Below are 23,789 nucleotides of genomic sequence, written 5' to 3'. Positions count from 1 at the left end.
GCGTCCGGGCGTCTTCGGACGATCTTTGGACGCACGCGGCGGCGCATCCTTGCGCCAGCCAAAAAGGCCGGCGCAAGGTGCCCCGCGCGACGAAGTTGCTGCGTTGCCGCGTGGGGGCGGAGGGGTAGGGTCCGAAAGATCGATACTCATCATGGCGGCCGATATGGCATTGATGTCGCGCGTCCTATTGGATCGATGCGTCAAATCGACTTCGGTTCGTCGTCTTTTGACTTGCGCTGGGCCCGGCGTGTCGCAACACAGCGGGCGGGGAGATATTTATGACCGAAATTAGCACAGCACCCGCGCGTGGCCGCGAACTCACGATCCGCGCAATCCTGCTCGGCGGGCTGCTCACGCTGATGTTCACCGCAGCGAATGTCTATCTGGGGCTGAAGGTCGGGCTGACCTTTGCGACCTCGATTCCCGCGGCGGTGATTTCGATGGCGTTGCTGCGTTATATGGCCGGGTCGACGATCCTCGAGAATAATATCGTCCAGACGATCGCGAGCGCCGCGGGCACGCTGGCCGCGATCATCTTCGTGCTCCCGGGCCTGGTCATGGTCGGTTACTGGCAGGGTTTCCCGCTGCTGGAGACCACCGCGATCACGATGCTCGGCGGCATATTGGGCGTGCTGTTTTCGGTGCCGCTGCGCCGCGCGCTCGTTGTCGATTCGGACCTTCCCTATCCCGAAGGGCGCGCCGCCGCCGAGGTGCTGCAGGTCGGCGCCGCGAGCGCCGAGGGCGCCGAGGAAAATCGCGCCGGATTGTCGGCCTTGCTGTGGAACAGCATCGTCGCCGCGGTCTTTACCCTGATGACCCAGATGAAACTCGCGGGCGCAGAGGTCGCGCGCTGGTTCGCGGTCGGCACCGGCGCGACGGGCATCGCAGGCGGGCTCGCCTTTGCGCTGTTCGGCGTCGGCCACCTCGTCGGCCTTTCGGTCGGCATGGCGCAGCTCGTCGGGATGGTCACCGGCTGGTGGGTGCTGCTGCCGATCCTGACGCAGGGCGGAGCGGGCGATGCCGAAACGCTGGCGAACACGGTGTTCCGCGCCGACGTGCGCTTCTTTGGCGCCGGCGTCATCGCGGTCGCCGCGATCTGGACGCTGATCAAGATCGCGGGGCCGGTGCTCGGCGGCATTCGCTCGGCGATGGCGGCGAGCCGCGCGCGCGAAGGCGGGCAGGCGCTCGCGATCGAAGAACAGGATATGTCTATCAAATGGGTGTTCGGCGGCTCGCTGGCGCTGATGCTGCCGATCGGCTGGCTGCTCTGGACGGTGCTCGCGGGCGGGCCGCTTGCGGGATCGTCGATGATCCTAATTGCCGGCGCGATCCTGTTCATCATCATCGTCGGGCTGATGATCGCGTCGGTCACCGGCTATATGGCGGGCCTGATCGGCGCGTCGAACTCGCCGGTGTCGGGGATCGGCATCCTTGCGATCATCGCATCGTCGCTGCTGCTGCTCGGCCTGCTTGGCCGCGGGGGTGGTGAGGAAGAAATCGCCGCGATGGTCGCCTATGCGCTGATCGTCACCGGCCTTGTCTTCGGCATCGCGACGATCTCGAACGATAACCTCCAGGATCTCAAGACCGGCCAGCTCGTGGGCGCGACGCCGTGGAAACAGCAGGTCGCGCTGATCATCGGCGTGATCTTCGGTTCGCTCGTCGTCCCGCCGGTACTCAATGTGCTCAACGAGACCGTCGGCTTCGTCGGTGTTCCGGGTGCGGGGCCTGAGGCCTTGGCAGCACCGCAGGCGGGGCTGATCTCGTCGCTCGCAAAGGGCGTGCTCGGCGGCGATCTTAACTGGACGATGCTTGGCTATGGCGTGCTCGCAGGGATCGGCTTCATCATCGTCGACGCGCTGCTCGGCCGCGCGGGCAAGCTGCGGCTCCCGCCGCTCGCGATCGGCATCGGTATCTACCTGCCGATGGCGGTCATCCTGCCCGTCGTGATCGGTGCGGTCGGTGGCTGGTTCTATGACCGCTGGGCGGCGAAACGTCCGAACGCCAGCTTTGCGCATCGCATGGGCGTTTTGACCGCGACGGGCATGATCGTCGGCGAGAGTCTTCTGGGCGTGTTCTACGCCGGCACCGTCTATGTGACCGACAATGACGCGCCGCTTGCGGTGACCGGCGACGGCTATGCGCCCTATGCGCCGTGGATCGGGCTGATCCTCTTTGTCGTGCTCGTCTGGGCCAGCTATCGGCGCACGCGCCGGCTGGTCGTCGCCACGCCCTGACGCTGCGGCTTGCCCTTCGGCGCTGGCGCGGCTAAAGGCGCGCACCTGATAGCTGTGCCCGGCGGGCGCTGCTTTGCTCTTTCCATCCTTGTCTAGTGAGTGTGCGCGATGAAAATCACCGGCGTTGAAATCCGTCCCGGCAATATTATCGAATATGAAAAGGGGATCTGGAAGGTCACCAAGATCCAGCACACCCAGCCGGGCAAGGGCGGCGCCTATATGCAGGTCGAAGCCAAGAATTTGATCGACGGGCGTAAGCTCAACAACCGCTTCCGCAGCGCCGACACGGTCGAAAAGGTCCGCCTCGACACCAAGGATTTCCAGTTCCTCTATGCCGAGGGCGACGACCTGGTGTTCATGGACAAGGACACGTTCGAACAGATCAACATCTCCAAGGATGTCGTCGGCGAAGCGCATGAATTCCTGCAGGACGGCATGGACGTCGTTCTCGAACTTTGGGAAGAGCGCCCGATCTCGGTCGAACTGCCCGAAACGATCGAAGCGACGATCGTCGAGGCTGACGCGGTGGTGAAGGGCCAGACCGCTTCGTCGTCGTACAAGCCCGCGATCCTCGACAATGGCGTGCGCGTGATGGTGCCGCCGCACATCACGAGCGGAACCAAGATCGTTGTGCATGTGTACGACCGCGAATATGTCCGCCGCGCCGACTGATGGCTAAGATCGTCACCGACGCGCGGAGCTTTCGGGCCGACCGCGCGTGGGGGGCGCGCGATCTCGTCGAGATCGAAGGCGCCAGCGTCCGTCTGCATTGGACGGACCAGCCATATAAATGGCATGTCAACGACGGCGCCGAACTGTTTTGCGTCATCGCCGGGACCGTCGACATGCATTATCGAGAGGCGGGCGAGGAGCATGTTGCGCGCCTCGCCGCCGGCGACATGTTTGTAGCCGATGTCGGCGACGAACATGTGGCGCATCCGGTGGGCGAGGCCCGCATTTTGGTCGTAGAACGTAAGGGATCCGTATAGTGGCCGTATCGGGCATCATCACCGTCATGGAACGCGCCGCGCGCAAGGCCGGCACGAAGCTGCGCCGCGACTTTGGCGAAATCGAGCACCTGCAGGTCTCGCAGAAGGGGCCGGCCGATTTCGTGTCGAAGGCCGACCAGGCCGCCGAGCGCACGCTCTATGACGAACTCGGTCGCGATCGTCCGGGCTGGGGCTTTGTGCTCGAAGAAGGCGGAATCATCGAAGGCGAACCCGGCAAGCCGCGCTTCATCATCGATCCGCTCGACGGTACGTCGAACTTCCTTCACGCGATCCCGCATTTCGCGATCTCGATCGCGGTGCAGGAACCGAAACCCGGCGGCGGCTGGGGCGACGTCACCGCGGCGCTGGTCTATCAGCCCGTCACCGACGAAAGCTATTGGGCCGAACGCGGCCGCGGCGCCTGGCTGCACGATCGCCGCCTGCGCGTCGCATCGCGCCGCCACCTCAACGAGTGCCTGATCTCGACCGGCATTCCGTACATGGGCCATGGCAATATGGCGCAGTGGAGCCGCATTTTCGGCGCGGTCGCGCCCGAAGTCGCCGGCATCCGCCGCTTCGGTGCCGCCAGCCTCGACCTCGCATGGGTCGCGGCTGGGCGTTACGACGGTTTCTGGGAAAGCGACCTCAAGGTCTGGGACGTTGCAGCGGGCATGTTGCTCGTGCGCGAGGCTGGCGGCTTCGTGAGCGATTTCCGCGGCGGCGATCGGGCGATCGAGCGCAGCGAATTCATCGCGGGCAGCGCCGCGGTGCATTCGAAGCTGCAGAAGCTCGTCGCGGGCGCACTCCGCAACGCCTGACCTTCTTTTCGTCATGCCGGACTTGATCCGGCATCCCGCTCGGCGACGCTGAAAAGCGGGACCCCGGATCAAGTCCGGGGTGACGAATGATTGGTCAGGTCACTTCTCGAAAACATATTCGCGAAAGCTGTCCATCAGCGACGCCCAGGTGTTGAAGGTCTCGCCGACATTCTCGCGCGGGATGCCTGCGAAATCGAGGTCGACGTCCATTTCGAGCACCGGATCGCCCTCGTCATCCTTATAGGCACGCGCGAAGCGCTTGTCCTTGTTCCACTTGTTGAGCTTGTCGAGCGAGACGTCCTTCGCGTCGCTGAAGCCCATATAATATTGCAGCGTCTTGCACTTCTTGCTTTCTTCGCAGTTCATGAAGAGAACGAGGAATTTCAGGCCGTTGCGATTGCTTTCGAGATAGGGATCGTCGCCGGGCTTGCTGATCAGCGTCGCGGGCCAGCCCTGCGACTCGAGGATCGCCTTGATCGTTGCGGGATTCGACGCGTTGATCAGCTCGGCCTTGGCCGGAGTCGCCGCAAAAAGTGCAGCGACGCCCAAGGCGAGCGCGGCGCGAGTGGTAGTTGGTCCCATGGAAGCTCCCTTTATCCAAGTTGCGCCCTGAAAGCGCGGTACTCCGACCCTTTTCGGGTGGGGTATCACAGCGATAGGGGCTGTCACCAGCGGCCTTTGTGCTTTTGGTCGCACGCGATACGAAATTCCTGCCCGCAGCGCTTGCGACACGCGGCTTCGTGGCCTAAAGCGCCCCCGATAAACGGGTGCCAGACACCCCAAAATATGAACAACAGAACTGCGAGCTCCCATGGTCGATCTGACGCAATATTTGCCGATCCTGATCTTTCTGGTCGTCGCCGTCGGCCTGTCCTCCGCCTTCGTGTTTCTTCCGATGGGCGTCGCGCGGCTGACCGGGGCGCACAAGCCCGATCCGGCGAAGCTGACCGAATATGAATGCGGTTTCCCCGCTTTTGAAGACGCGCGCAGCCAGTTCGACGTGCGTTTCTACCTCGTCGCCATTCTTTTCATCATCTTCGACCTCGAAGCCGCCTTCCTCTTTCCCTGGGCCGTGAGCCTTGAGGAAATTGGCTGGGCCGGTTGGGCGACGATGATGATTTTCCTCGCTGAACTGACGCTCGGCCTTGTGTATGCGTGGAAGAAAGGGGCGTTGGACTGGGAATGAGCAGCTCGATCATCCTGCCGCCCGGCCAGATGCCGGTTGCCCCGGGGACGAACCCCGACATGGCGTTCTTCGACGACCTCAACAGCGAAGTCGGCGACAAGGGCTTTCTCGTCACCTCTACCGAGGATCTGTTCAACTGGGCGCGCACCGGCTCGCTGTGGTGGATGACCTTTGGCCTCGCATGCTGCGCGGTCGAGATGATCCACGTCAACATGCCGCGCTATGACATGGAACGTTTCGGTGCCGCGCCGCGCGCATCGCCGCGCCAGTCGGACGTGATGATCGTCGCGGGCACGCTCTGCAACAAGATGGCCCCGGCGCTCCGCCGCGTCTACGACCAGATGTCGAACCCGAAATACGTGATCTCGATGGGCAGCTGCGCCAACGGCGGCGGCTATTATCACTACAGCTATTCGGTGGTGCGCGGCTGCGACCGCATCGTGCCCGTGGACATCTATGTCCCCGGCTGCCCGCCGACTGCTGAGGCCCTGCTTTACGGCGTGATGCAGTTGCAGCGGAAAATCCGCCGCACCGGGACGATCGAACGCTGATGACCCATGCCGCACCCCTCGTCGCCCGCCGCGCCCATATCGACGCGGAGCTTAAGGCGCTGCTCGGCAAAGACATGCTCATGCATGTCCATGCCGCCGATGAAGACAGCATCACCGTCGATCGCGAAGCGATCGCGGGCGTGATGATCGCGCTGCGCGACAAGATGGAATATCAGCAGCTGATGGAAATCGCCGGGGTGGACTATCCCGACCGCGCCGAGCGGTTCGAGGTCGTCTATCACCTGCTCAGCGTGACCAAGAATCATCGCCTGCGCGTCCGCGTCTGCACCGACGAAGCGACGCCGGTGCCGAGCATCGTGCCCGTCTGGCCGGTCGCCGGCTGGCTCGAACGCGAAGTGTTCGACATGTACGGCGTACTGTTCGCGGGCAATCCGGACCTCCGCCGCATCCTGACCGACTATGGTTTCCAGGGGCACCCGCAGCGCAAGGATTTCCCGCTGACCGGCTATACCGAGCTGCGGTACAGCGAAGAGGACAAGCGCGTCGTCTACGAGCCGGTGAAGCTCGCGCAGGATTTCCGCAATTTCGACTTCCTCAGCCCATGGGAAGGCGCCGACTATGTACTGCCCGGCGATGAAAAGGCCGGCGGCACCGGCGAAGCGCCGGGCAAGGGCGCGCCGACGCCGCTGACCGCGGCCGAGGTCAAGAAGGCCGACGACCAGGCGAAGGCGCCGCCGCCGCCGACTCCGAAGACCACCGAAAAGCCGGAGCAGACCGGGGCAGGGGCGAAGGCCAACATCAAGGCCGCAAAGACGAGCCGCGATGGCGCGAGCGCGAAGCCTTCGACCAAGGCCGCGAAAACGCCGGCGACCGCGAAGGCCGAAAAGGCTCCGCCGAAGCCGCGCGCACCGCGCAAGCCTAAAACTGGAGGTGACGCATGACCGACTCTCCGAACGTCCATCATTATGGTGGCGACCTGTTCGAAGGCTATCCGGTCGACACCGCCAATACGGTGGGCGATCAGGCCGTCACCAACTACACGATCAACTTCGGTCCGCAGCACCCCGCGGCGCACGGCGTTTTGCGCCTCGTGCTCGAGCTCGACGGTGAGATCATCGAGCGCGTCGATCCGCACGTCGGGCTGCTCCACCGCGGCACCGAAAAGCTGATCGAGTATAAGACCTATCTGCAGGCTTTGCCCTATTTCGACCGGCTCGACTATTGCTCGCCGCTCGGAATGGAGCACAGCTATGTTCTCGCGATCGAGAAGCTGCTCGATCTCGAAGTTCCGGCGCGCGCGCAATATCTGCGTACGCTGTTCGCCGAGCTGACGCGCATCTGCAATCACATGCTCAACATCGGGTCGCACGTCATGGACGTCGGCGCGATGACCCCGAATCTCTGGGTGTTCGAGCTGCGCGAGGATTGCCTCAACTTCTTCGAGCGCGCGAGCGGCGCACGCATGCACAGCGCCTATTTTCGTCCGGGCGGCGTCCACCAGGATGTGCCCGAACGACTGCTCTACGACATCGGCGAATGGTGCGAAAAACGCCTGCCGAAACTGTTCGGCGACGCGATGAGCCTCGTCATCGACAACCGCATCTTCAAGCAGCGGAACGTCGACATCGCGACGGTGTCGAAGGAAGACGCGCTGGCGTGGGGCTTCTCGGGCCCGATGATCCGCGGCAGCGGCATCGCGTGGGATCTGCGCAAGTCGCAGCCCTATGACGCCTATGCGTCGATGGAATTCGACATTCCCGTCGGCACCCGCGGCGACTGCTACGACCGCTTCATGGTCCGTGTGCAGGAAGTCTATCAGTCGGCGCGCATCATCCTGCAGTGCCTGCGCGACATGCCCACCGGCCCGATCGCCAGCCTCGACCGCAAGGTCGTCCCGCCGAAGCGCGGCGAGATGAAGCAGTCGATGGAATCGCTGATCCACCACTTCAAGCTCTATACCGAAGGCTTCCACGTCCCGGCGGGCGAAGTCTATGTCGCGACCGAAAGCCCCAAGGGCGAATTCGGCGTCTATCTGGTCAGCGACGGCAGCAACAAGCCCTACCGCTGCAAGATCCGCCCGACGGCGTTTTCGCACCTGCAGGCAATGGACATGATGTCGAAGGGCCACATGCTCGCCGATACCACCGCGATCATCGGCGCGATCGACGTCGTGTTCGGGGAGTGTGATCGGTGAACGTCGTGAATTCCTTGAAACAAATGGGGTTGATCGGCCTTTTGTCTTGCGTTGTCGTGCCTGCTGCCCACGCGCAAACGGACCCTCGCGAGGCATCGCGATCCGAATATGCGAAAGAGATACGGCTGGCGTTCAAAAATAAGGACGCCGCTGCGATCAATCGACTTGTAGGGTCTTTCAATCTGTCGATTGTTGACATGTCTTCGCTGGGTGGGCCGACGGTCTTTTTAGCTCCGACTGAGTTCGCAGAATTGGTGTCCTCGTGCGAAGATGCAGAGGCGGTGATTGGATATCCGGCCGATGCGAAATTAGCGTGGTCCTGTCCCAATCAGTCGGCGGATGATGCCGGATGCTATTCGCCGAGCTTTCACCTCGATGTTTCGAAGGTTGGTGAGCAAGTTGTGACGGCAGTCTCTCGCTATACTCGTTTCAAAAAGGGCATCACGAAGTCGCAGTGTGCGAGCTATGTTCCTCCATCGCCGCCGCCTCCCGTTTATGTTCCAGTTGACGCACCGAAGGCGCAATAATGGCTGACGCACCCCAAATTCCCGACGAAGCCGAAACCCGCGCGCGCTGGGGCGCTTTTGCGTGGACGGCGGAAAATGCCGAAAAGGCGAAGGCGGTTATCGCGCGCTACCCCGCGGGGCGCCAGCGCTCGGCGGTGATGCCGCTGCTCGATCTCGCGCAGCGCCAGGTCGGCGCTGAGACGCAGACGCAGGGTTGGCTGCCCGTGCCGGTGATCGAATATGTCGCGGCACATCTCGATATGCCGTTCATCCGCGCCTATGAGGTCGCGACCTTCTACACGATGTATAATCTCGTGCCCGTCGGCCGCTATCATGTGCAGGTCTGCGGCACGACACCGTGCCTGCTGCGCGGGTCGGACGATGTGATGGCCGCGTGCAAGAACCGCGGCATGGTCAAGGGCAAGACCACCCCCGACGGCCTGTTCACGCTGACCGAGGTCGAGTGCATGGGCACGTGCACCAACGCGCCGATGGTCCAGATCAACGACGATAATTACGAAGACCTCGATTACGACAGCACCGTCCGCATCCTCGATGCGCTCGCTGCGGGCGAGCAGCCGAAGGCGGGAACGCAGCTTGCGAACCGTCACACGAGCGAGCCCGACGGCGGCCCGACGACGCTGAAGGAAATGGTCAAGGCCAACCACGACTATCGGAAGGAATGGTAAGCCATGCTGGCCGATAAGGATCGCATTTTCACCAATCTCTACGGCTTCCAGCCGTGGAGCCTCAAATCCGCGCAGGCGCGCGGCGATTGGGACAATACCAAGGATCTGATGAAGCGCGGCCAGGACGCGATCATCGAAGAGATCAAGGCGTCGGGCCTGCGCGGCCGCGGTGGTGCGGGCTTCCCGACCGGGCTCAAATGGTCGTTCATGCCGAAGGAGCCGCGCGCCGACCGCCCGAGCTTCCTCGTCATCAACGCCGATGAATCCGAGCCGGGTTCGTGCAAGGACCGCGAAATCATCCGCCACGATCCGCACAAGCTGATCGAAGGTGCGCTGATCGCGGGCTTCGCGATGCGGGCGCGCGCCGCCTATATCTACATCCGCGGCGAATTCATCCGCGAGGCCGAGACGCTCTTCGCTGCGGTGCAGGAGGCGTATGACGCCGGCCTGCTCGGCAAGAACGCTGCGAAGTCGGGCTATGATTTCGACGTCTTCGTCCACCGCGGCGCCGGCGCGTACATCTGCGGCGAAGAAACCGCGATGATCGAAAGCCTCGAAGGCAAGAAGGGCCAGCCGCGCCTGAAGCCGCCGTTCCCGGCGGGTGCGGGCCTTTATGGCTGCCCGACGACGGTGAACAATGTCGAGAGCATCGCGGTCGTCCCGACGATCCTGCGCCGCGGCGCCCCGTGGTTCGCAAGCTTCGGGCGCGAGAATAACAAGGGCACCAAGCTCTTTCAGATCTCGGGCCATGTCGAGCGCCCGTGCGTCGTCGAGGAAGAGATGGGCATCACCTTCCGCGAGTTGATCGACAAGCATTGCGGCGGCATCCGCGGCGGCTGGGACAATCTGCTTGCAGTGATCCCCGGCGGTTCGTCGGTCCCGCTCGTGCCCGCGGCTGAGATCATGGACGCGCCGATGGACTTCGACGGCCTCAAAGCCGTCGGATCGGGCCTCGGCACCGCGGCCGCGATCGTGATGGACAAGTCGACCGACGTCGTCCAGGCGATCAGCCGCATCAGCTATTTCTACAAGCATGAAAGCTGCGGACAGTGCACGCCGTGCCGCGAAGGTACCGGCTGGATGTGGCGCGTGATGGAGCGGCTGCGCACCGGCGACGCCGACATCAGCGAGATCGACACGTTGTTCGACGTGACCAAGCAGGTCGAAGGCCACACCATCTGCGCGCTCGGCGACGCCGCGGCCTGGCCGATCCAGGGCCTGATCAAGCATTTCCGCCCCGAAATCGAGCGCCGCATCCGCGAGAATGGCGGCGCGCTGGAGGCAGCGGAATGATTGGTCGTAGCCTTGTTGTTATCGGAATAGCTGTTGGCTGTGTGGCAATGGCCGCGCCGGCAACGGCAAAGGGCAAGATGGATGCGCTCGTCGAGTGCATGTGGCAAGAATCGCCGACGTCTACAGCGCGTTACATCGATAGTCAGGATAAGACGAAAGAGGCGGCTCTGTTCATGAGAGCCGTTATGCCTTGCGGGGGTTCGATGAATATCGATCTGAAGCAGTTGAAGAAGCGTCTGGCAGCAACGCGTCCCTCTGAAATTCGACCCGACAAAGAAACCGATGCTTCCGTCGTGATGTGCACAAAAGACGCGTCCGGCGAAGATAATTGCGCTCCGGTTGAGGAGTGAGGAAAACCGATGCCTAAAGTAACCGTAGATGGCGTAGAACTCGACGTCCCGCAGGGCGCGACCGTTCTGCAGGCGTGCGAGCTGGCGGGGAAGGAAATTCCGCGCTTCTGCTACCATGAACGCCTGTCGATCGCCGGCAATTGCCGCATGTGCCTCGTCGAAGTCGCGCCGGGTCCGCCGAAGCCGCAGGCGTCGTGCGCGCTGCCGACCGCCGAAGGGCAGGTGATCAAGACCGACAGCCCGATGGTCAAGAAGGCGCGCGAAGGGGTGATGGAGTTCCTGCTCATCAACCACCCGCTCGACTGTCCGATCTGCGACCAGGGCGGCGAATGCGATCTGCAGGACCAGTCGGTCGCCTATGGCCGCGGCGCGACGCGCTATGACGAGAATAAGCGCGCGGTCACCGAGAAATATATGGGGCCCATCGTCAAGACGGTGATGACTCGCTGCATCCAGTGCACGCGCTGCGTTCGCTTTGCGGAGGAAGTCGCGGGCGTCGAAGACATCGGCGCGATCTATCGCGGCGAGAATATGCAGATCACAAGCTATCTCGAGCGCGCGGTTGCGAGCGAGCTCAGCGGCAATGTCGTCGACCTCTGCCCCGTCGGTGCGCTGACGTCGAAGCCCTATGCGTTCGAAGCGCGCCCGTGGGAGCTTTCGAAGACGCTCGGTATCGACATGATGGACGCGGTCGGCACCAACGTGCGCATCGACGCGCGCGGCCGTCAGGTCCTGCGCGTGTTGCCGCGGGTCAATGATGACGTGAATGAGGAATGGGCGAGCGACAAGACGCGCCACCATGTCGACGGCCTGACCCGTCGCCGCCTCGATCAGCCCTATGTTCGCGTGAACGGTGCGCTTCAGCCCGCGAGCTGGGCCGAAGCCTTTGCGGCCATCGCGGCCGTCGACGCCGGTTCGTCGGTTGCCGCGATTGCGGGCGACCTCGCCGATTGCGAGACGATGTTCGCCGCGAAGACGCTGGTGAACGCACTCGGCGGCACCCTGCTCGAAGGACGCCAGACCGGCCTCGACTATGACGTCACCAGCCTGTCGGCGGTCAATTTCAACACCGGCATCGCCGACGCCGAAAATGCCGACGTGATCCTGCTCGTCGGCACGAACCTGCGCTGGGAAGCGCCGCTGATCAACACGCGCATCCGCAAGGCGGTGTGGAAGAAGGGCGCGAAGGTTTTCGCGATCGGTCCCGAAACCGACCTGACCTACAAGGCACAGTGGCTCGGCGACGACGCGTCGCTCGTTTCGAAGCTGCCTGCGGCGGTGCTCGACGCGCTGAAGGGTGCAGAGCGTCCGATGCTGATCTTCGGCGGCGGCGCTTTGTCGGTGCCCGGCGTCCACGGCGCCGGCCTCGCGCTCGCCAAGTCGGTGAATGCGGTCAAGGACGGCTGGAACGGCTATAACGTCGTGCATTTCTCGGCCGCGCGCATGGGCTCGCTGATGCTCGGTTATGGTCTCCCCGGCGGGATCAAGGATGTGATCGCGGCGAAGCCGAAGCTTGCCTTCTTCCTCGGCGCAGACGAGGTCGATTTCGCGGCGCTGCCCGATACGTTCAAGGTCTATGTCGGCCACCATGGCGACAAGGGCGCGCATGCGGCCGATGTCATTTTGCCGGCGGCAGCATGGACCGAAAAGGATTTCACCACGGTCAACACCGAAGGCCGCGTCCAGCGCAGCGAGAAGGCTGTGTTCGCCCCCGGCGACGCGCGCGAGGACTGGAGCATTTTCCGTGCGCTCGCCGATGCGCTCGGCGTATCCCTCGGGTTCGACAGCTTCGCGCAGTGCCGCGCGGCGATGATCGCAGCGGTGCCGGCGCTCGGCGTCGAAGGCCTTGCCGACTATGGCTGGACGGTGCCCAAGCTGCCCGCGAAGGCCGAAGCGCGCGCGATCCCGTCGCCGATCAAGGATTTCTACCTCACCAACGCCATCTGCCGCGCGTCGCCGACGATGCAGCGCTGCTCGGAAGAGCTGATCCATGGCGCAGACTTTGCGGAGGCCGCGGAATGACCCCGGTGCATGCGATTGCCAGCATCCTGCTGGTCGGGATGGGCTATTCGGTCTGGCGCGGGTTCAATCCGCGCAAGTCGGAAAAGCCCGGCCCGCATAACGGCTGGCGCAACCAGGACGGGACCCGGAAATGACCGAGACCTTCATCTCCTGGGGCATGGACCCGAATTGGGCGTGGGGCGTCGCGACGATTTGCGGCATCCTGCTCATCGCGCTGCCGCTGATGCTCGCGGTCGCGATGATCATTTACGCCGACCGCAAGATCTGGGCGGCGATCGCGCTGCGCCGCGGTCCGAACGTCGTCGGTCCCTTCGGCCTGCTGCAAAGCTTCGCCGATGGCCTGAAAGTGTTCCTGCAGGAAACGATCGTCCCGAGCGGCGCCAATAGGGGCCTGTTCCTGATCGCGCCGATCATCACCTTCACGGTGGCGCTGCTCGCCTGGGCGGTCATCCCGTTCAATTCGGGCGCGGTGCTCGCCGACATCAACGTCGGATTGCTCTACATCCTCGCGATCTCGTCGCTTGGCGTCTACGGCGTGATCCTGTCGGGCTGGGCGTCGAACTCGAAATATCCTTTCTTTTCGGCGATGCGCGCCTCGGCGCAGATGATCTCCTATGAAGTCTCCATCGGCTTCATCCTGATCGGCGTCGTGCTCTTCGCCGACAGCTTCAACATGAACGAGATCGTGAAAGCGCAGCAGGGCCACGGGCTTGGCATCGTCAATGCCTTCGGCTTCAACCTGCTGCTCTTCCCGCTCGCGGTGATGTTCCTCATCTCGTCGCTCGCCGAAACCGCGCGCGCGCCGTTCGACCTGACCGAAGCGGAATCAGAGCTCGTCGCCGGTTACCAGACCGAATATTCGTCGATGAGCTTCGCGCTCTTCTGGCTCGGCGAATATGCCAACGTCCTGTTGATGTGCACGCTCAACGCGGTGCTCTTCTGGGGCGGCTGGCTGCCCCCGATCGACTGGGCGCCGCTTTATGCCGTCCCCGGCATCATCTGGCTGTTCGCGAAGATCCTCTTCTTCTTCTTCGTCTTCAGCTGGGTCAAGGCGACCGTCCCGCGCTACCGCTATGACCAGCTGATGCGGCTGGGTTGGAAAATCTTCCTGCCGATCTCGCTTCTCTGGATCTTCCTGATTTCCGGCTATCTGATGCTGACGAGGTATTCATGAGTACCATTGCCCACCTCATCAAAAGCTTCACGCTGTGGGAGTTTGTGAAGGCGCACGCCCTCACGCTGAAATATTTCTTCAAGCCGAAGGCGACGATCAACTATCCGTTCGAGAAGAACCCGCTGTCGCCCCGTTTTCGCGGCGAGCATGCGTTGCGCCGTTATCCGAACGGTGAGGAACGCTGCATCGCGTGCAAGCTGTGCGAAGCGGTGTGCCCGGCGCAGGCGATCACGATCGAGGCCGAGCCACGCGAAGACGGCTCGCGCCGCACGACGCGCTACGACATCGACATGACCAAGTGCATCTATTGCGGCTTCTGTCAGGAAGCCTGCCCGGTCGATGCGGTGGTCGAGGGGCCGAACTTCGAATTCGCGACCGAAACGCGCGAAGAACTGCTCTATGACAAGGCCAAGCTGCTCGCCAACGGCGACAAATGGGAACGCGCGATCGCGGCGAATCTTGCCGCCGACGCGCCCTATCGATAAGGGCGCGCGCACATGATCCAACTCTTCGCCTTTTACCTGTTCGCGACGATCGTCATTGCGTCGGCCGCGATGGTCATTTTCGCACGCAATCCGGTCCACAGCGTCATGTGGCTGATCCTCGCCTTCTTCAACGCGGCGGGTCTGATGCTGCTCGCGGGCGCCGAATTCATCGCGATGCTGCTTGTCATCGTCTATGTCGGCGCGGTCGCAGTGCTGTTCCTCTTCGTCGTGATGATGCTCGACATCGATTTCGCCGAGCTGCGCGCCGGATTCGTGCGCTATCTGCCACTCGGCGCGCTTGTCGCGATCATCCTTGCTGCTGAGTTGATCTTCGCGGTCGGCGCATGGAGTGCGGGCGGGGTCGACCTCGCGGCGCGCGCTGCGCCGGTCGTCAGCGACAAGAGCAATATCCAGCAGATCGGTGAACTGCTCTACACGCGCTACATCTTCCTGTTCGAGGCGGCGGGCATCGTCCTCCTCGTCGCGATGATCGGCGCGATCGTGCTGACGCATCGCAAGCGCGGCGGCGTGCGCACCCAGAATATCTCGAAGCAGAACCAGCGCCGTCCGCAGGATGCGACGCGGCTGGTCGATCCGGGCGTCGGGCAGGGGATGGAACTGTGATTTCGTTGCATATCCTTAACCCGTTCGCATCGAGCGTAGTCGAGATGCCCATCGTTCGTGCACGCCTTCACGGTGTCTCGACTTCGCTCGACACGAACGGAAATGGAGTTCAGGCATGATTTCGGTCGGCCATTATCTCGCCGTTTCGGCGGTGCTCTTCACGCTCGGCGTGCTCGGCATCTTCATCAACCGCAAGAATATCATCGTCATCCTGATGGCGATCGAGCTGATCCTGCTGGCGGTGAACATCAACCTCGTCGCGTTCAGCGCCGCGCTCGGCGATCTCGTCGGGCAGGTCTTCTCGATGTTCGTGCTGACCGTCGCTGCGGGTGAAGCCGCGATCGGTCTTGCCATTCTCGTCATTTACTTCCGCGGCCGCGGCACGATTGCCGTCGACGATGCCAACCGGATGAAGGGGTAAACCGGTGATCAACACCATCCTCGTCATCCCAGCGAAAGCTGGGATCGCCAACGTGGCAACGCCGCTTAAAACCGTGAGCGGTCCCAGCTTTCGCTGGGACGACGGAGCTTTCGCATGATCCAGGCGATCGTTTTCCTGCCGCTGCTCGCGGCAATCATCGCAGGCCTCGGCCAGCGCGTGATCGGCAATGTGCCGTCGAAAATCCTGACCACGGGCGCGCTGTTCATCAGCTGCGCGCTCAGCTGGCCGATTTTCCTGTCGTTCGTGACGGGCAGCGGCGAAGCGGGCGTGACCCCGGTGCTCCACTGGGTTTCGTCGGGCGCGCTTCAGTTCAATTGGGAGCTGCGCGTTGACGCGCTGACCGCGGTGATGCTCGTCGTGATCACGACGGTGTCGGCGCTCGTCCACCTCTATAGCTGGGGCTATATGGAGGAAGACCCGGACCAGCCGCGCTTCTTTGCCTATCTCTCGCTCTTCACCTTTGCGATGCTGATGCTCGTGACCGCGAACAATCTGGTCCAGATGTTCTTCGGCTGGGAAGGCGTCGGTCTCGCTTCCTATCTGCTCATCGGCTTTTGGTACAAGAAGCCGAGCGCCAATGCCGCGGCGATCAAGGCGTTCGTCGTCAACCGCGTCGGCGATTTGGGCTTCATGCTCGGTATCTTCGGCACCTTCCTTGTGTTCGGCACCGTCTCGATCCCCGAGATCCTCGCCGCCGCGCCGGGCATGGCGGGCAGCACCATCAGCTTTATGGGCATGCGTCTCGACACGATGACGATCCTCTGCCTGCTGCTGTTCATCGGCGCGATGGGCAAGTCGGCGCAGCTTGGCCTGCACACCTGGCTTCCCGACGCGATGGAAGGCCCGACCCCGGTGTCGGCGCTGATCCACGCCGCGACGATGGTCACCGCGGGCGTCTTCATGGTCTGCCGCCTGTCGCCGATGTTCGAAACCAGCGAAGTCGCGCAGGGCGTCGTGATGTTCGTCGGCGCCGCGACCTGCTTCTTCGCCGCGACCGTCGCGACGACGCAGTGGGACATCAAGCGCGTCATCGCCTATTCGACCTGTTCGCAGCTCGGCTACATGTTCTTCGCCGCGGGTGCGGGTGCCTATGGCGCGGCAATGTTCCACCTCTTCACGCACGCCTTCTTCAAGGCTTTGCTGTTCCTGGGCGCGGGCAGCGTGATCCACGCGATGCACCATGAGCAGGACATGCGCTATTATGGCGCGCTGCGGAAACAGATTCCGATCACCTACTGGGCGATGATGCTCGGCACGCTGGCGATCACCGGCGTCGGCATCGCCGGGGTTGCGGGCTTTGCCGGCTTCTACTCGAAGGACGGCATCCTCGAGGCGGCTTTCGCGAGCGGCGGCGGCGGCGTCATCGCCTTCTGGGTCGGCGTCTTCGTCGCCTTCCTCACCAGCTTCTATTCGTGGCGCCTCGTCTTCCTGACCTTCTATGGCAAGGCGCGCTGGGAACAGAGCGAGCATATCCAGCACGCGGTTCATGGCGAGCATGAAGATCCCTCCGAAGAACATTCGGCCGACGATCATGCCCACGCGCATCATCATGAAACGCATGGTGACGGCACCGCGGGCTATCACCCGCACGAAAGCCCGATCAGCATGCTGATCCCGCTGGTCGTACTGTCGATCGGTGCGGTGTTCGCGGGTTTCGCGTTCCACCACCAGTTCATCTACCCCGAAGAGGGGCTGGCGTTCTGGCAGGGCAGCCTCGCGTTCGACGAGCATCTGATGCACGCCGCGCACGAAGTGCCTTTGTGGGTGAAGTGGACGCCGTTCACGGTGATGGCGATCGGGCTATTCTTGGCGTGGAACAGCTATATCCGCAACACCAGCCTGCCGGCGCGCTTCGTGGCGCAGTTCAAGCTGCTCCACCAGTTCCTGTACAACAAATGGTATTTCGACGAGCTCTACAACATCCTCTTCGTGAAGCCCGCCTTCGCGATCGGCCGCTTCTTCTGGAAGCGCGGGGATGAAGGCACCATCGACCGCTTCGGTCCCGATGGCGCCGCCGCGCTCGTCGCTGGGGGGACCCGTCTCGCGGTCCGGCTGCAATCGGGTTATGTTTATGGATATGCGTTTGTGATGCTGCTCGGTCTTGTCGGCCTCGCCAGCTGGGCCATGGTGAATTTCCTGTGAGCGACTTCCCGATCCTTTCGCTGATGCTGGCGGTCCCCGCGATCGCCGCCATCGCCTGCCTGTTCGTCGGCGACAAGATGTCGCGCTGGGTTGCGCTCGGCGCGACGCTCGCGACCTTTGTCCTCGGCTGCGTCATGTGGGCGCAGTTCGATATCGGCGGCGCGCAGTGGCAGTTCACCGAGCGCGCCGACCTGTTCGGACGTTTCCAATATGCCCTCGGTATCGACGGCATGGCGCTGATGCTCATCATGCTCAGCGTCTTCCTGATGCCGCTTTGCATCCTCGCCAGCTGGGACGCGATCAAGAGCCGTGTCGGCCTCTACATGGCGATGTTCCTCGTCATGGAAACGATCATGATCGGCGTCTTCTGCGCGCAAGATCTGCTGCTCTTTTACATCTTCTTCGAAGCCGGCCTGATCCCGATGTATTTCATCATCGGCATCTGGGGCGGCGCGAACCGCATCTATGCGGCGTTCAAATTCTTCCTCTACACGCTGCTCGGGTCGGTGCTGATGCTGATCGCGATCATCGCGATGATCCACGAAGCGGGCACGACCGACATCCCGACGCTGCTGAACTATGATTTCCCGGTTCAAATGCAGACCTGGCTGTGGCTCGCCTTCTTCGCCAGCCTTGCGGTCAAGATGCCGATGTGGCCCGTCCACACTTGGCTTCCCGACGCGCACGTCCAGGCGCCGACCGCGGGCTCGATGATCCTTGCGGGCGTGCTCCTGAAGCTCGGCGCCTATGGCTTCATCCGCTTCATGATGCCGATGTTCCCCGACGCGTCGGGGCAGCTGATGTGGATCGTCTTTGCGCTGTCGATGATCGCGGTGGTCTACACCAGCCTCGTCGCGCTGGCGCAGAGCGATATGAAGAAGCTGATCGCCTATTCGTCGGTCGCGCACATGGCGATCGTCACCGCGGGCCTCTTTGCCTTCAACCAGCAGGGGATTGAAGGCGCGCTGATCATCATGCTCAGCCACGGTGTTGTCTCGGCCGCGCTCTTCTTCTGCGTCGGCGTGATCTATGACCGGCTCCACACGCGCGAAATCGACCGTTACGGCGGCCTCGCCGTGAACATGCCGGCCTATGCGCTGTTCTTCATGCTGTTCACGATGGCGTCGATCGGCCTGCCGGGCACCAGCGGCTTCGTCGGCGAATTCCTGAGCCTCGCCGGCATTTATGAAGCGTCGAGCTGGGTCGCCTTTGTTTGCACCACCGGGATTATCCTTGGTGCCGCGTACATGCTTTATCTCTACCGCCGCGTCGTGTTCGGCGAACTGACCAAGGACGATGTGAAGGCGATGGCCGATCTCAATCCCCGCGAATGGACGATCATGGTGCCGCTGGCCGCCGTGGCGCTGTGGATGGGCGTCTATCCCGAAAGCTTCCTCGCGCCGATGCGCGGCGACGTGACGACCGTCGTTGCGCGCCTTGCTCCGGCGAAGCCCGCGGGCGACGCGCACCTTGCCGCCGGCAAGCCGAAGCCCGCCAAGGCGCATGGTGACACCGCCCACGGATCGAGCCACGCAGGAGGCGTCCAATGACCGCCGACCTGATGCTCATCTGGCCCGAACTGATCCTGACGATCGGCGGGCTCATCACGCTGATGCTCGGCACCTTCTTCGGTGACCGCAACGTCGGCCTCTATCAGCTGAGCTCGCTGCTGACGCTCGCTGCGGCCGCGGCCGCGGTCGTTGCGCTGTTCGGCGTCGATGCGACGGTCTTCTCGGGCACGCTGTCGGTCGACAGCTTTGGCGGCTTCGCCAAGCTCTTGATCTATGCCGCGAGCTTCGTCTGCATCGTCATCGCGCCGCGCTTCTTCAATGGCGGGATGCGCGCCGAATATCCGACGCTCATCCTGTTCGCGGCGCTCGGCATGGGCATCATGGCCTCGTCGCGCGACCTGATGACGCTGTATGTCGGGCTCGAACTCAACAGCCTCGCGGCCTATGTGCTCGCCAGCTTCATGCGCACCGACGAGCGGTCGACCGAAGCCGGCCTCAAATATTTCGTCCTCGGCGCGCTCGCGTCGGGCATGCTGCTCTATGGCATTTCGCTGCTCTATGGCTTTACCGGTACGACCGATTTCGCCGGTATCGCGAAGGTGCTCGGCGGCGAGCTCAACATCGGGCTGATCTTCGGCATCGTGTTCGTGCTCGCGGGCCTCGGCTTCAAGATCAGCGCCGTGCCGTTCCACATGTGGACCCCCGACGTCTATGAAGGCGCGCCGACCCCGGTGACGACCTTCTTCGCCACCGCACCCAAGGTTGCGGCGATGGCGTTGATGACGCGCGTCGTGATCGATGCGATGGGCCCCGCGGTCGGCGCGTGGCAGCAGATCATCATCTTCCTGTCGCTCGCCTCGATCATCCTCGGCGCGGTCGGTGCGATCGGGCAGAAGAATATCAAGCGTCTGCTTGCCTATTCGTCGATCAACAATGTCGGCTTCATGCTCGTTGGTCTTGCTGCCGGAACGCAGCAGGGGGTCGAAGGTGTGCTGACCTATCTGCTCGTCTATATGCTGACGACGCTCGGCGCCTTCCTCGTCGTGCTCCAGCTGCGCGATGCCGACGGCAATCATGTCGAGAGCATCCCGGCGCTCGCCGGCCTGTCACAGCGCCGTCCGGGTCTTGCCGCGGCGATGGCGGTGTTCCTGTTCAGCCTCGCCGGCATCCCGCCGCTCTTCGGTTTCTGGCCGAAGTATCTGGTGTTCGAGGCCGCGGTGAACGCGAACCTCGTGCCGCTGGCGGTTGCGGGTATCGTCGCCTCGGTGATCGGTGCTTTCTATTATATCGCGATCATCAAGACGATGTACTTCGACGACAAGTCGGACACCGAATTCCCCGCGGGCGGCGGCGCGATCGTCGAGGATGCGGTGATCACCGCGAGCGCCCTGTGGCTTTCGGTCATCGGCTATCTCTTCATTCCCGTGCTGGCGGTCCTTTCGGCCAGCGCCGCCGCGGTGCTGTTCTGATACCGCCGATAGAGCGGATCCAGCAGACTGGCTCAACCAACGCCGACCTGCTGGCGCGGCTGGCAGGCGGCGAGCATGTCGGTGAAGGCCATTGGCTCGTTGCCGATCGCCAGACCGCCGGGCGCGGGCGTCTCGGGCGTGGCTGGAACGACGGGCAGGGCAATTTCATGGGCTCGACCGTCGTCCACCTGACGATAGGCGATCCATCGGCGGCGACGCTCGCGCTCGTCGCCGGAGTGGCGCTCGCCAAGACCGTTGCCGCGCTGGCGCCCGGCGTCGACGCGCAGCTCAAATGGCCGAACGACCTGCTGATCGATGGCGCCAAATGCGCGGGCATATTGATGGAACGCACGGGCAATTCGGTGGTGATCGGTATCGGCGTCAATCTGACCGCCGCGCCCGAACTGCCCGACCGTCCGACCGCGACGCTGGCGGCCAAGGGCGTCGAACTCGACCGCGATCATTTCGCCAATGCGCTCGGTATCGCAATGATCGACGCGCTCTGGACTTGGCGACAGGAAGGTGTGGCAAGCATCGTTCGCGCCTGGCTACCGCAGGCGCATCCGGTCGGTACGCCGCTCCGCGTCTCCGAACAGGGGATCGACGGTTTCTTCGACGGCCTTGCCGACGATGGCGCGCTGCGCTTGCGCCGCGAGGGCGGCGAGACCATGCTGGTCCATGCGGGCGACGTCGAACTACGCCGGCCCGTGGAGGGGAATTGAGATGCTGCTCGCGATCGATGTCGGCAACACCAACGCCAAATTCGCACTGTTCCGCGGCACCGAGCTGCTCGCGCGCTGGCGCATCGCGACCGACGACCGGCGCACGGCTGACGAATATATGGTGTGGCTCGATCAGCTTATGCGGATCGAGGGGCACGACCGCGCCGACGTCGAAGCGGTCATCATCTCGACCGTCGTGCCGCGCGCGCTCCACAATCTCCAGCTGCTCGCGCATAAATATTTCGGCGTCGATGCGTTGGTCGCGGGCCGCGAGCCCGTGACCTGGGGGATCGCGCTCAAGGTCGACGAGCCGCAGTCGGTCGGCGCCGACCGCGCGGTCAACGCGATCTCGGCGCAGGCGGTCGAGCCCGGCAAGGACAAGCTCGTCATCAGCTTCGGCACCGCGACGACGCTCGACCATATCGGCCCCGACGGCGCCTATCTCGGCGGGATCATCGCGCCGGGCGTCAATCTCTCGCTCGAGGCGCTCGTCGCTGCGGCGGCGAAACTGCCGCGCATCGCGATCGAAGCACCGGCAACGGGCAGCGTTATCGGGCGCACTACCGAAAGCCAGATGCTGATCGGCGTCTATTGGGGCTATGTCTCGATGATGGAAGGGCTGATCGCGCGCATGAAGGCCGAAATCGGCAAACCACTCACCGTCATCGCGACGGGCGGCCTGGCGACACTTTTTCAGGAACAGGCACACCTGTTCGATCGTATCGAGCCCGACCTGACACTGAACGGGCTGATGCACCTCTATCATCAATGGAAGCCAACAATATGACGACTCCGGGCAAGGAGCTGCTTTTTCTCGCATTGGGCGGATCGGGCGAGATCGGCATGAACGCCAATCTCTATGGCTGCGACGGCAAATGGATCATGCTCGACCTCGGCGTGACCTTCGGCAGCCACGATTATCCGGGCATCGACATCGTGATGCCCGACCTCGAATTCATCGAGGACCGCAAGAAGGATCTGCTCGGCATCGTGCTGACGCACGGGCACGAGGATCATATCGGGGCGCTGCCCTATCTCGCCGCTGACCTTGGCGTGCCGCTCTATGCCAACCGCTTCACTGCGGGGCTGATCGCGCACAAGCTCGCCGAAGAGGGGCTGGAGAAAGCGGTCACGCTCAAGACCGTCGACATCGACGATAATTTTCAGCTCGGCCCGTTCGGCATCCGCCTGATCCCGCTCGCGCACTCGATTCTCGAAATGAGCGCTGTCGTGATCGACACGCCTTATGGCCGCGTTTTCCACACCGGCGACTGGAAGCTGGACGAGGAACCGATCCTCGGCGTTCCCGCAACCGCCGCGGCGCTGACCGCGGTCGGCGACGAGGGCATCGACGTTCTCGTCTGCGATTCGACCAATGCCTTCAACCCCGAGGCATCGGGCAGCGAAGGCGGCCTGCGGGCTGGGCTGGAGCAGGCGGTCGGCGCGGCAAGGGGCCGCGTGGTCGTCACCACCTTCGCATCGAACGCCGCGCGGCTTGCGACGCTGGGCGCCGTAGCCAAAGCCACCGGGCGTACCTTGTGCGTCGCGGGCCGCTCGCTCGACCGCATCCTCGGCGTTGCGCGCTCGGTCGGTTACCTCAAAGACTTCCCGCCGACGGTCGATTTCGACGAAGCGATGCGCCTGCCGCGCGACAAGGTGATGGTGATCGCCACCGGAGGCCAGGGCGAACCGCGCGCGGCGCTCGCGCGCATGGCGGCCGACATCCACCAGATCAAGCTCGAGGCGGGCGACACCGTGGTCTTCTCGTCGAAGCAGATCCCCGGCAACGAGGTCGCGATCGGTCGGATCATGAACCAGCTTGCTGCGAAAGACATCCTCACCGTCACCGAAAAGCAGGCGCATATCCATGTCAGCGGCCACCCGGGGCAGCCCGAGCTTGCCGCGCTTTATGGCTGGCTGCGGCCCAAGCTCGTCCTGCCGGTGCATGGCGAAATCCGTCACATGCACGAACAGGCACGCTTCGCGCTCGAACGCGGCGTTCCCGATGCGCTGGTGCAGGAAAATGGCGATCTGGTACGACTGGCGCCCGGTCCGGCGAAGATCGTCGAACGCGTTCATGCAGGACGTCTGATCCTCGACGGCGACGTGATCCTGCCCGCCGACGGCGAGACGATCAACGAACGGCGCAAACTCTCGCTCCACGGCCATATCACCGTCGCGGCGATCTTCTCCGCAAAGCGTTTCGTCGAAAGCGCGATCAGCTATCGCGGCGTGCCCGTCGAGGACGAGCGCGAAGCCTTTATCGACGAGATGCGCGAAGCCGCCGAACAGGCCGCCACCGGCCCGGCGCGCGACGAGGAAAAGCTCCGCGAGGCGATCCGCCTTGGCGTGCGCCGCGTCGCGACCGACTGGACGGGCAAAAAGCCCGTCGTCGACGTGATGCTCGTCACCATCTGAACGGAC

25 protein-coding genes are annotated in these 23,789 nt (G+C 63.4%); 24 read left to right on the top strand and 1 reads right to left on the bottom strand.

Translation table 11 applies throughout. The features are described 5' to 3' along the window. Window positions 1-278: 278 nt before the first annotated feature. From ATE70_RS11080 to ATE70_RS11065, 4 genes are all read left to right on the top strand, one after another. Window positions 279-2,237, top strand: coding sequence for an OPT family oligopeptide transporter (locus ATE70_RS11080; RefSeq protein WP_058537975.1), 1,959 nt, complete (start codon window positions 279-281; stop codon window positions 2,235-2,237). A gap of 108 nt (window positions 2,238-2,345) precedes the next feature. Next, window positions 2,346-2,909, top strand: a complete 564-nt coding sequence (gene efp, locus ATE70_RS11075) for an elongation factor P (protein WP_056374498.1) — start codon at window positions 2,346-2,348, stop codon at window positions 2,907-2,909. After that, entirely contained in the window at window positions 2,909-3,226 is a 318-nt protein-coding gene (locus ATE70_RS11070; RefSeq protein WP_058537974.1) for a cupin, read from the top strand. The genes efp and ATE70_RS11070 overlap by 1 nt, the downstream gene beginning before the upstream one ends. After that, window positions 3,223-4,044, top strand: coding sequence for an inositol monophosphatase family protein (locus ATE70_RS11065; protein ID WP_037510802.1), 822 nt, complete (start codon window positions 3,223-3,225; stop codon window positions 4,042-4,044). The genes ATE70_RS11070 and ATE70_RS11065 overlap by 4 nt, the downstream gene beginning before the upstream one ends. A gap of 99 nt (window positions 4,045-4,143) precedes the next feature. On the opposite strand, the gene ATE70_RS11060 is transcribed toward ATE70_RS11065, so the two are convergent. Next, window positions 4,144-4,626, bottom strand: a complete 483-nt coding sequence (locus ATE70_RS11060; protein WP_058537973.1) for a YbjN domain-containing protein — start codon at window positions 4,624-4,626, stop codon at window positions 4,144-4,146. Window positions 4,627-4,855: 229 nt separating this feature from the next. Here ATE70_RS11060 and ATE70_RS11055 point away from each other — a divergent pair, with 229 nt between their 5' ends. The 20 genes from ATE70_RS11055 (at window position 4,856) to ATE70_RS10970 (ending at window position 23,783) form a co-directional block, all read left to right on the top strand. After that, window positions 4,856-5,230, top strand: a complete 375-nt coding sequence (locus tag ATE70_RS11055; protein ID WP_037510808.1) for an NADH-quinone oxidoreductase subunit A — start codon at window positions 4,856-4,858, stop codon at window positions 5,228-5,230. Then, window positions 5,227-5,781 (top strand): NuoB/complex I 20 kDa subunit family protein, encoded by a 555-nt coding sequence (locus tag ATE70_RS11050; RefSeq protein WP_058537972.1) that lies wholly within the window; start codon window positions 5,227-5,229, stop codon window positions 5,779-5,781. The genes ATE70_RS11055 and ATE70_RS11050 overlap by 4 nt, the downstream gene beginning before the upstream one ends. Next, window positions 5,781-6,683 carry an NADH-quinone oxidoreductase subunit C gene (locus ATE70_RS11045; RefSeq protein ID WP_058537971.1) on the top strand — a complete coding sequence of 301 codons (903 nt, stop codon included), beginning with the start codon at window positions 5,781-5,783 and terminating at the stop codon, window positions 6,681-6,683. The genes ATE70_RS11050 and ATE70_RS11045 overlap by 1 nt, the downstream gene beginning before the upstream one ends. Further along, window positions 6,680-7,936, top strand: coding sequence for an NADH-quinone oxidoreductase subunit D (locus ATE70_RS11040; protein WP_058537970.1), 1,257 nt, complete (start codon window positions 6,680-6,682; stop codon window positions 7,934-7,936). The genes ATE70_RS11045 and ATE70_RS11040 overlap by 4 nt, the downstream gene beginning before the upstream one ends. Beyond that, window positions 7,933-8,463 carry a hypothetical protein gene (locus tag ATE70_RS24855; RefSeq protein ID WP_156419663.1) on the top strand — a complete coding sequence of 177 codons (531 nt, stop codon included), beginning with the start codon at window positions 7,933-7,935 and terminating at the stop codon, window positions 8,461-8,463. The genes ATE70_RS11040 and ATE70_RS24855 overlap by 4 nt, the downstream gene beginning before the upstream one ends. Continuing rightward, complete coding sequence (locus ATE70_RS11035) at window positions 8,463-9,131, top strand: complex I 24 kDa subunit family protein (protein ID WP_058537969.1); 669 nt, start codon at window positions 8,463-8,465, stop codon at window positions 9,129-9,131. The genes ATE70_RS24855 and ATE70_RS11035 overlap by 1 nt, the downstream gene beginning before the upstream one ends. 3 nt (window positions 9,132-9,134) lie before the next feature. After that, complete coding sequence (nuoF, locus tag ATE70_RS11030; RefSeq protein ID WP_058537968.1) at window positions 9,135-10,424, top strand: NADH-quinone oxidoreductase subunit NuoF; 1,290 nt, start codon at window positions 9,135-9,137, stop codon at window positions 10,422-10,424. Further along, entirely contained in the window at window positions 10,421-10,774 is a 354-nt protein-coding gene (locus tag ATE70_RS11025) for a hypothetical protein (RefSeq protein WP_156419662.1), read from the top strand. The genes nuoF and ATE70_RS11025 overlap by 4 nt, the downstream gene beginning before the upstream one ends. 9 nt (window positions 10,775-10,783) lie before the next feature. Beyond that, window positions 10,784-12,796 (top strand): NADH-quinone oxidoreductase subunit NuoG, encoded by a 2,013-nt coding sequence (gene nuoG / locus ATE70_RS11020; RefSeq protein ID WP_058537966.1) that lies wholly within the window; start codon window positions 10,784-10,786, stop codon window positions 12,794-12,796. Beyond that, entirely contained in the window at window positions 12,793-12,930 is a 138-nt protein-coding gene (locus ATE70_RS24850) for a hypothetical protein (protein WP_156419661.1), read from the top strand. Before nuoG ends, ATE70_RS24850 begins: the two co-directional genes overlap by 4 nt. Then, the gene (nuoH, locus tag ATE70_RS11015) at window positions 12,927-13,970 is read left to right on the top strand and encodes an NADH-quinone oxidoreductase subunit NuoH (protein WP_058537965.1); all 1,044 of its coding nucleotides are present in this window, start codon (window positions 12,927-12,929) and stop codon (window positions 13,968-13,970) included. Before ATE70_RS24850 ends, nuoH begins: the two co-directional genes overlap by 4 nt. Further along, window positions 13,967-14,455, top strand: coding sequence for an NADH-quinone oxidoreductase subunit NuoI (nuoI, locus tag ATE70_RS11010; RefSeq protein ID WP_037510831.1), 489 nt, complete (start codon window positions 13,967-13,969; stop codon window positions 14,453-14,455). The genes nuoH and nuoI overlap by 4 nt, the downstream gene beginning before the upstream one ends. A gap of 12 nt (window positions 14,456-14,467) precedes the next feature. Continuing rightward, entirely contained in the window at window positions 14,468-15,079 is a 612-nt protein-coding gene (locus ATE70_RS11005; protein ID WP_058537964.1) for an NADH-quinone oxidoreductase subunit J, read from the top strand. Between the two features lie 115 nt (window positions 15,080-15,194). Then, entirely contained in the window at window positions 15,195-15,500 is a 306-nt protein-coding gene (gene nuoK / locus ATE70_RS11000) for an NADH-quinone oxidoreductase subunit NuoK (protein ID WP_003051614.1), read from the top strand. 114 nt (window positions 15,501-15,614) lie between these two features. Beyond that, window positions 15,615-17,663 carry an NADH-quinone oxidoreductase subunit L gene (gene nuoL, locus ATE70_RS10995; RefSeq protein ID WP_058537963.1) on the top strand — a complete coding sequence of 683 codons (2,049 nt, stop codon included), beginning with the start codon at window positions 15,615-15,617 and terminating at the stop codon, window positions 17,661-17,663. Next, window positions 17,660-19,213 carry an NADH-quinone oxidoreductase subunit M gene (locus ATE70_RS10990; RefSeq protein ID WP_058537962.1) on the top strand — a complete coding sequence of 518 codons (1,554 nt, stop codon included), beginning with the start codon at window positions 17,660-17,662 and terminating at the stop codon, window positions 19,211-19,213. Before nuoL ends, ATE70_RS10990 begins: the two co-directional genes overlap by 4 nt. After that, complete coding sequence (nuoN, locus tag ATE70_RS10985; RefSeq protein ID WP_058537961.1) at window positions 19,210-20,643, top strand: NADH-quinone oxidoreductase subunit NuoN; 1,434 nt, start codon at window positions 19,210-19,212, stop codon at window positions 20,641-20,643. The genes ATE70_RS10990 and nuoN overlap by 4 nt, the downstream gene beginning before the upstream one ends. Continuing rightward, window positions 20,565-21,365: a biotin--[acetyl-CoA-carboxylase] ligase gene (locus ATE70_RS10980; RefSeq protein ID WP_058537960.1), complete on the top strand. Its 801-nt coding sequence runs from the start codon at window positions 20,565-20,567 to the stop codon at window positions 21,363-21,365. Before nuoN ends, ATE70_RS10980 begins: the two co-directional genes overlap by 79 nt. A gap of 1 nt (window position 21,366) precedes the next feature. Further along, window positions 21,367-22,152, top strand: coding sequence for a type III pantothenate kinase (locus tag ATE70_RS10975; protein ID WP_058537959.1), 786 nt, complete (start codon window positions 21,367-21,369; stop codon window positions 22,150-22,152). Continuing rightward, window positions 22,149-23,783, top strand: coding sequence for a ribonuclease J (locus ATE70_RS10970; protein ID WP_058538216.1), 1,635 nt, complete (start codon window positions 22,149-22,151; stop codon window positions 23,781-23,783). The genes ATE70_RS10975 and ATE70_RS10970 overlap by 4 nt, the downstream gene beginning before the upstream one ends. Window positions 23,784-23,789: the final 6 nt, after the last annotated feature.

Origin of the sequence: Sphingopyxis sp. H053 (genome assembly GCF_001468225.1) — a bacterium.
Lineage (GTDB): Bacteria > Pseudomonadota > Alphaproteobacteria > Sphingomonadales > Sphingomonadaceae > Sphingopyxis.
Note: the sequence above shows the minus strand (reverse complement) of the source record. Positions and strands in the feature narration are given on the sequence as shown.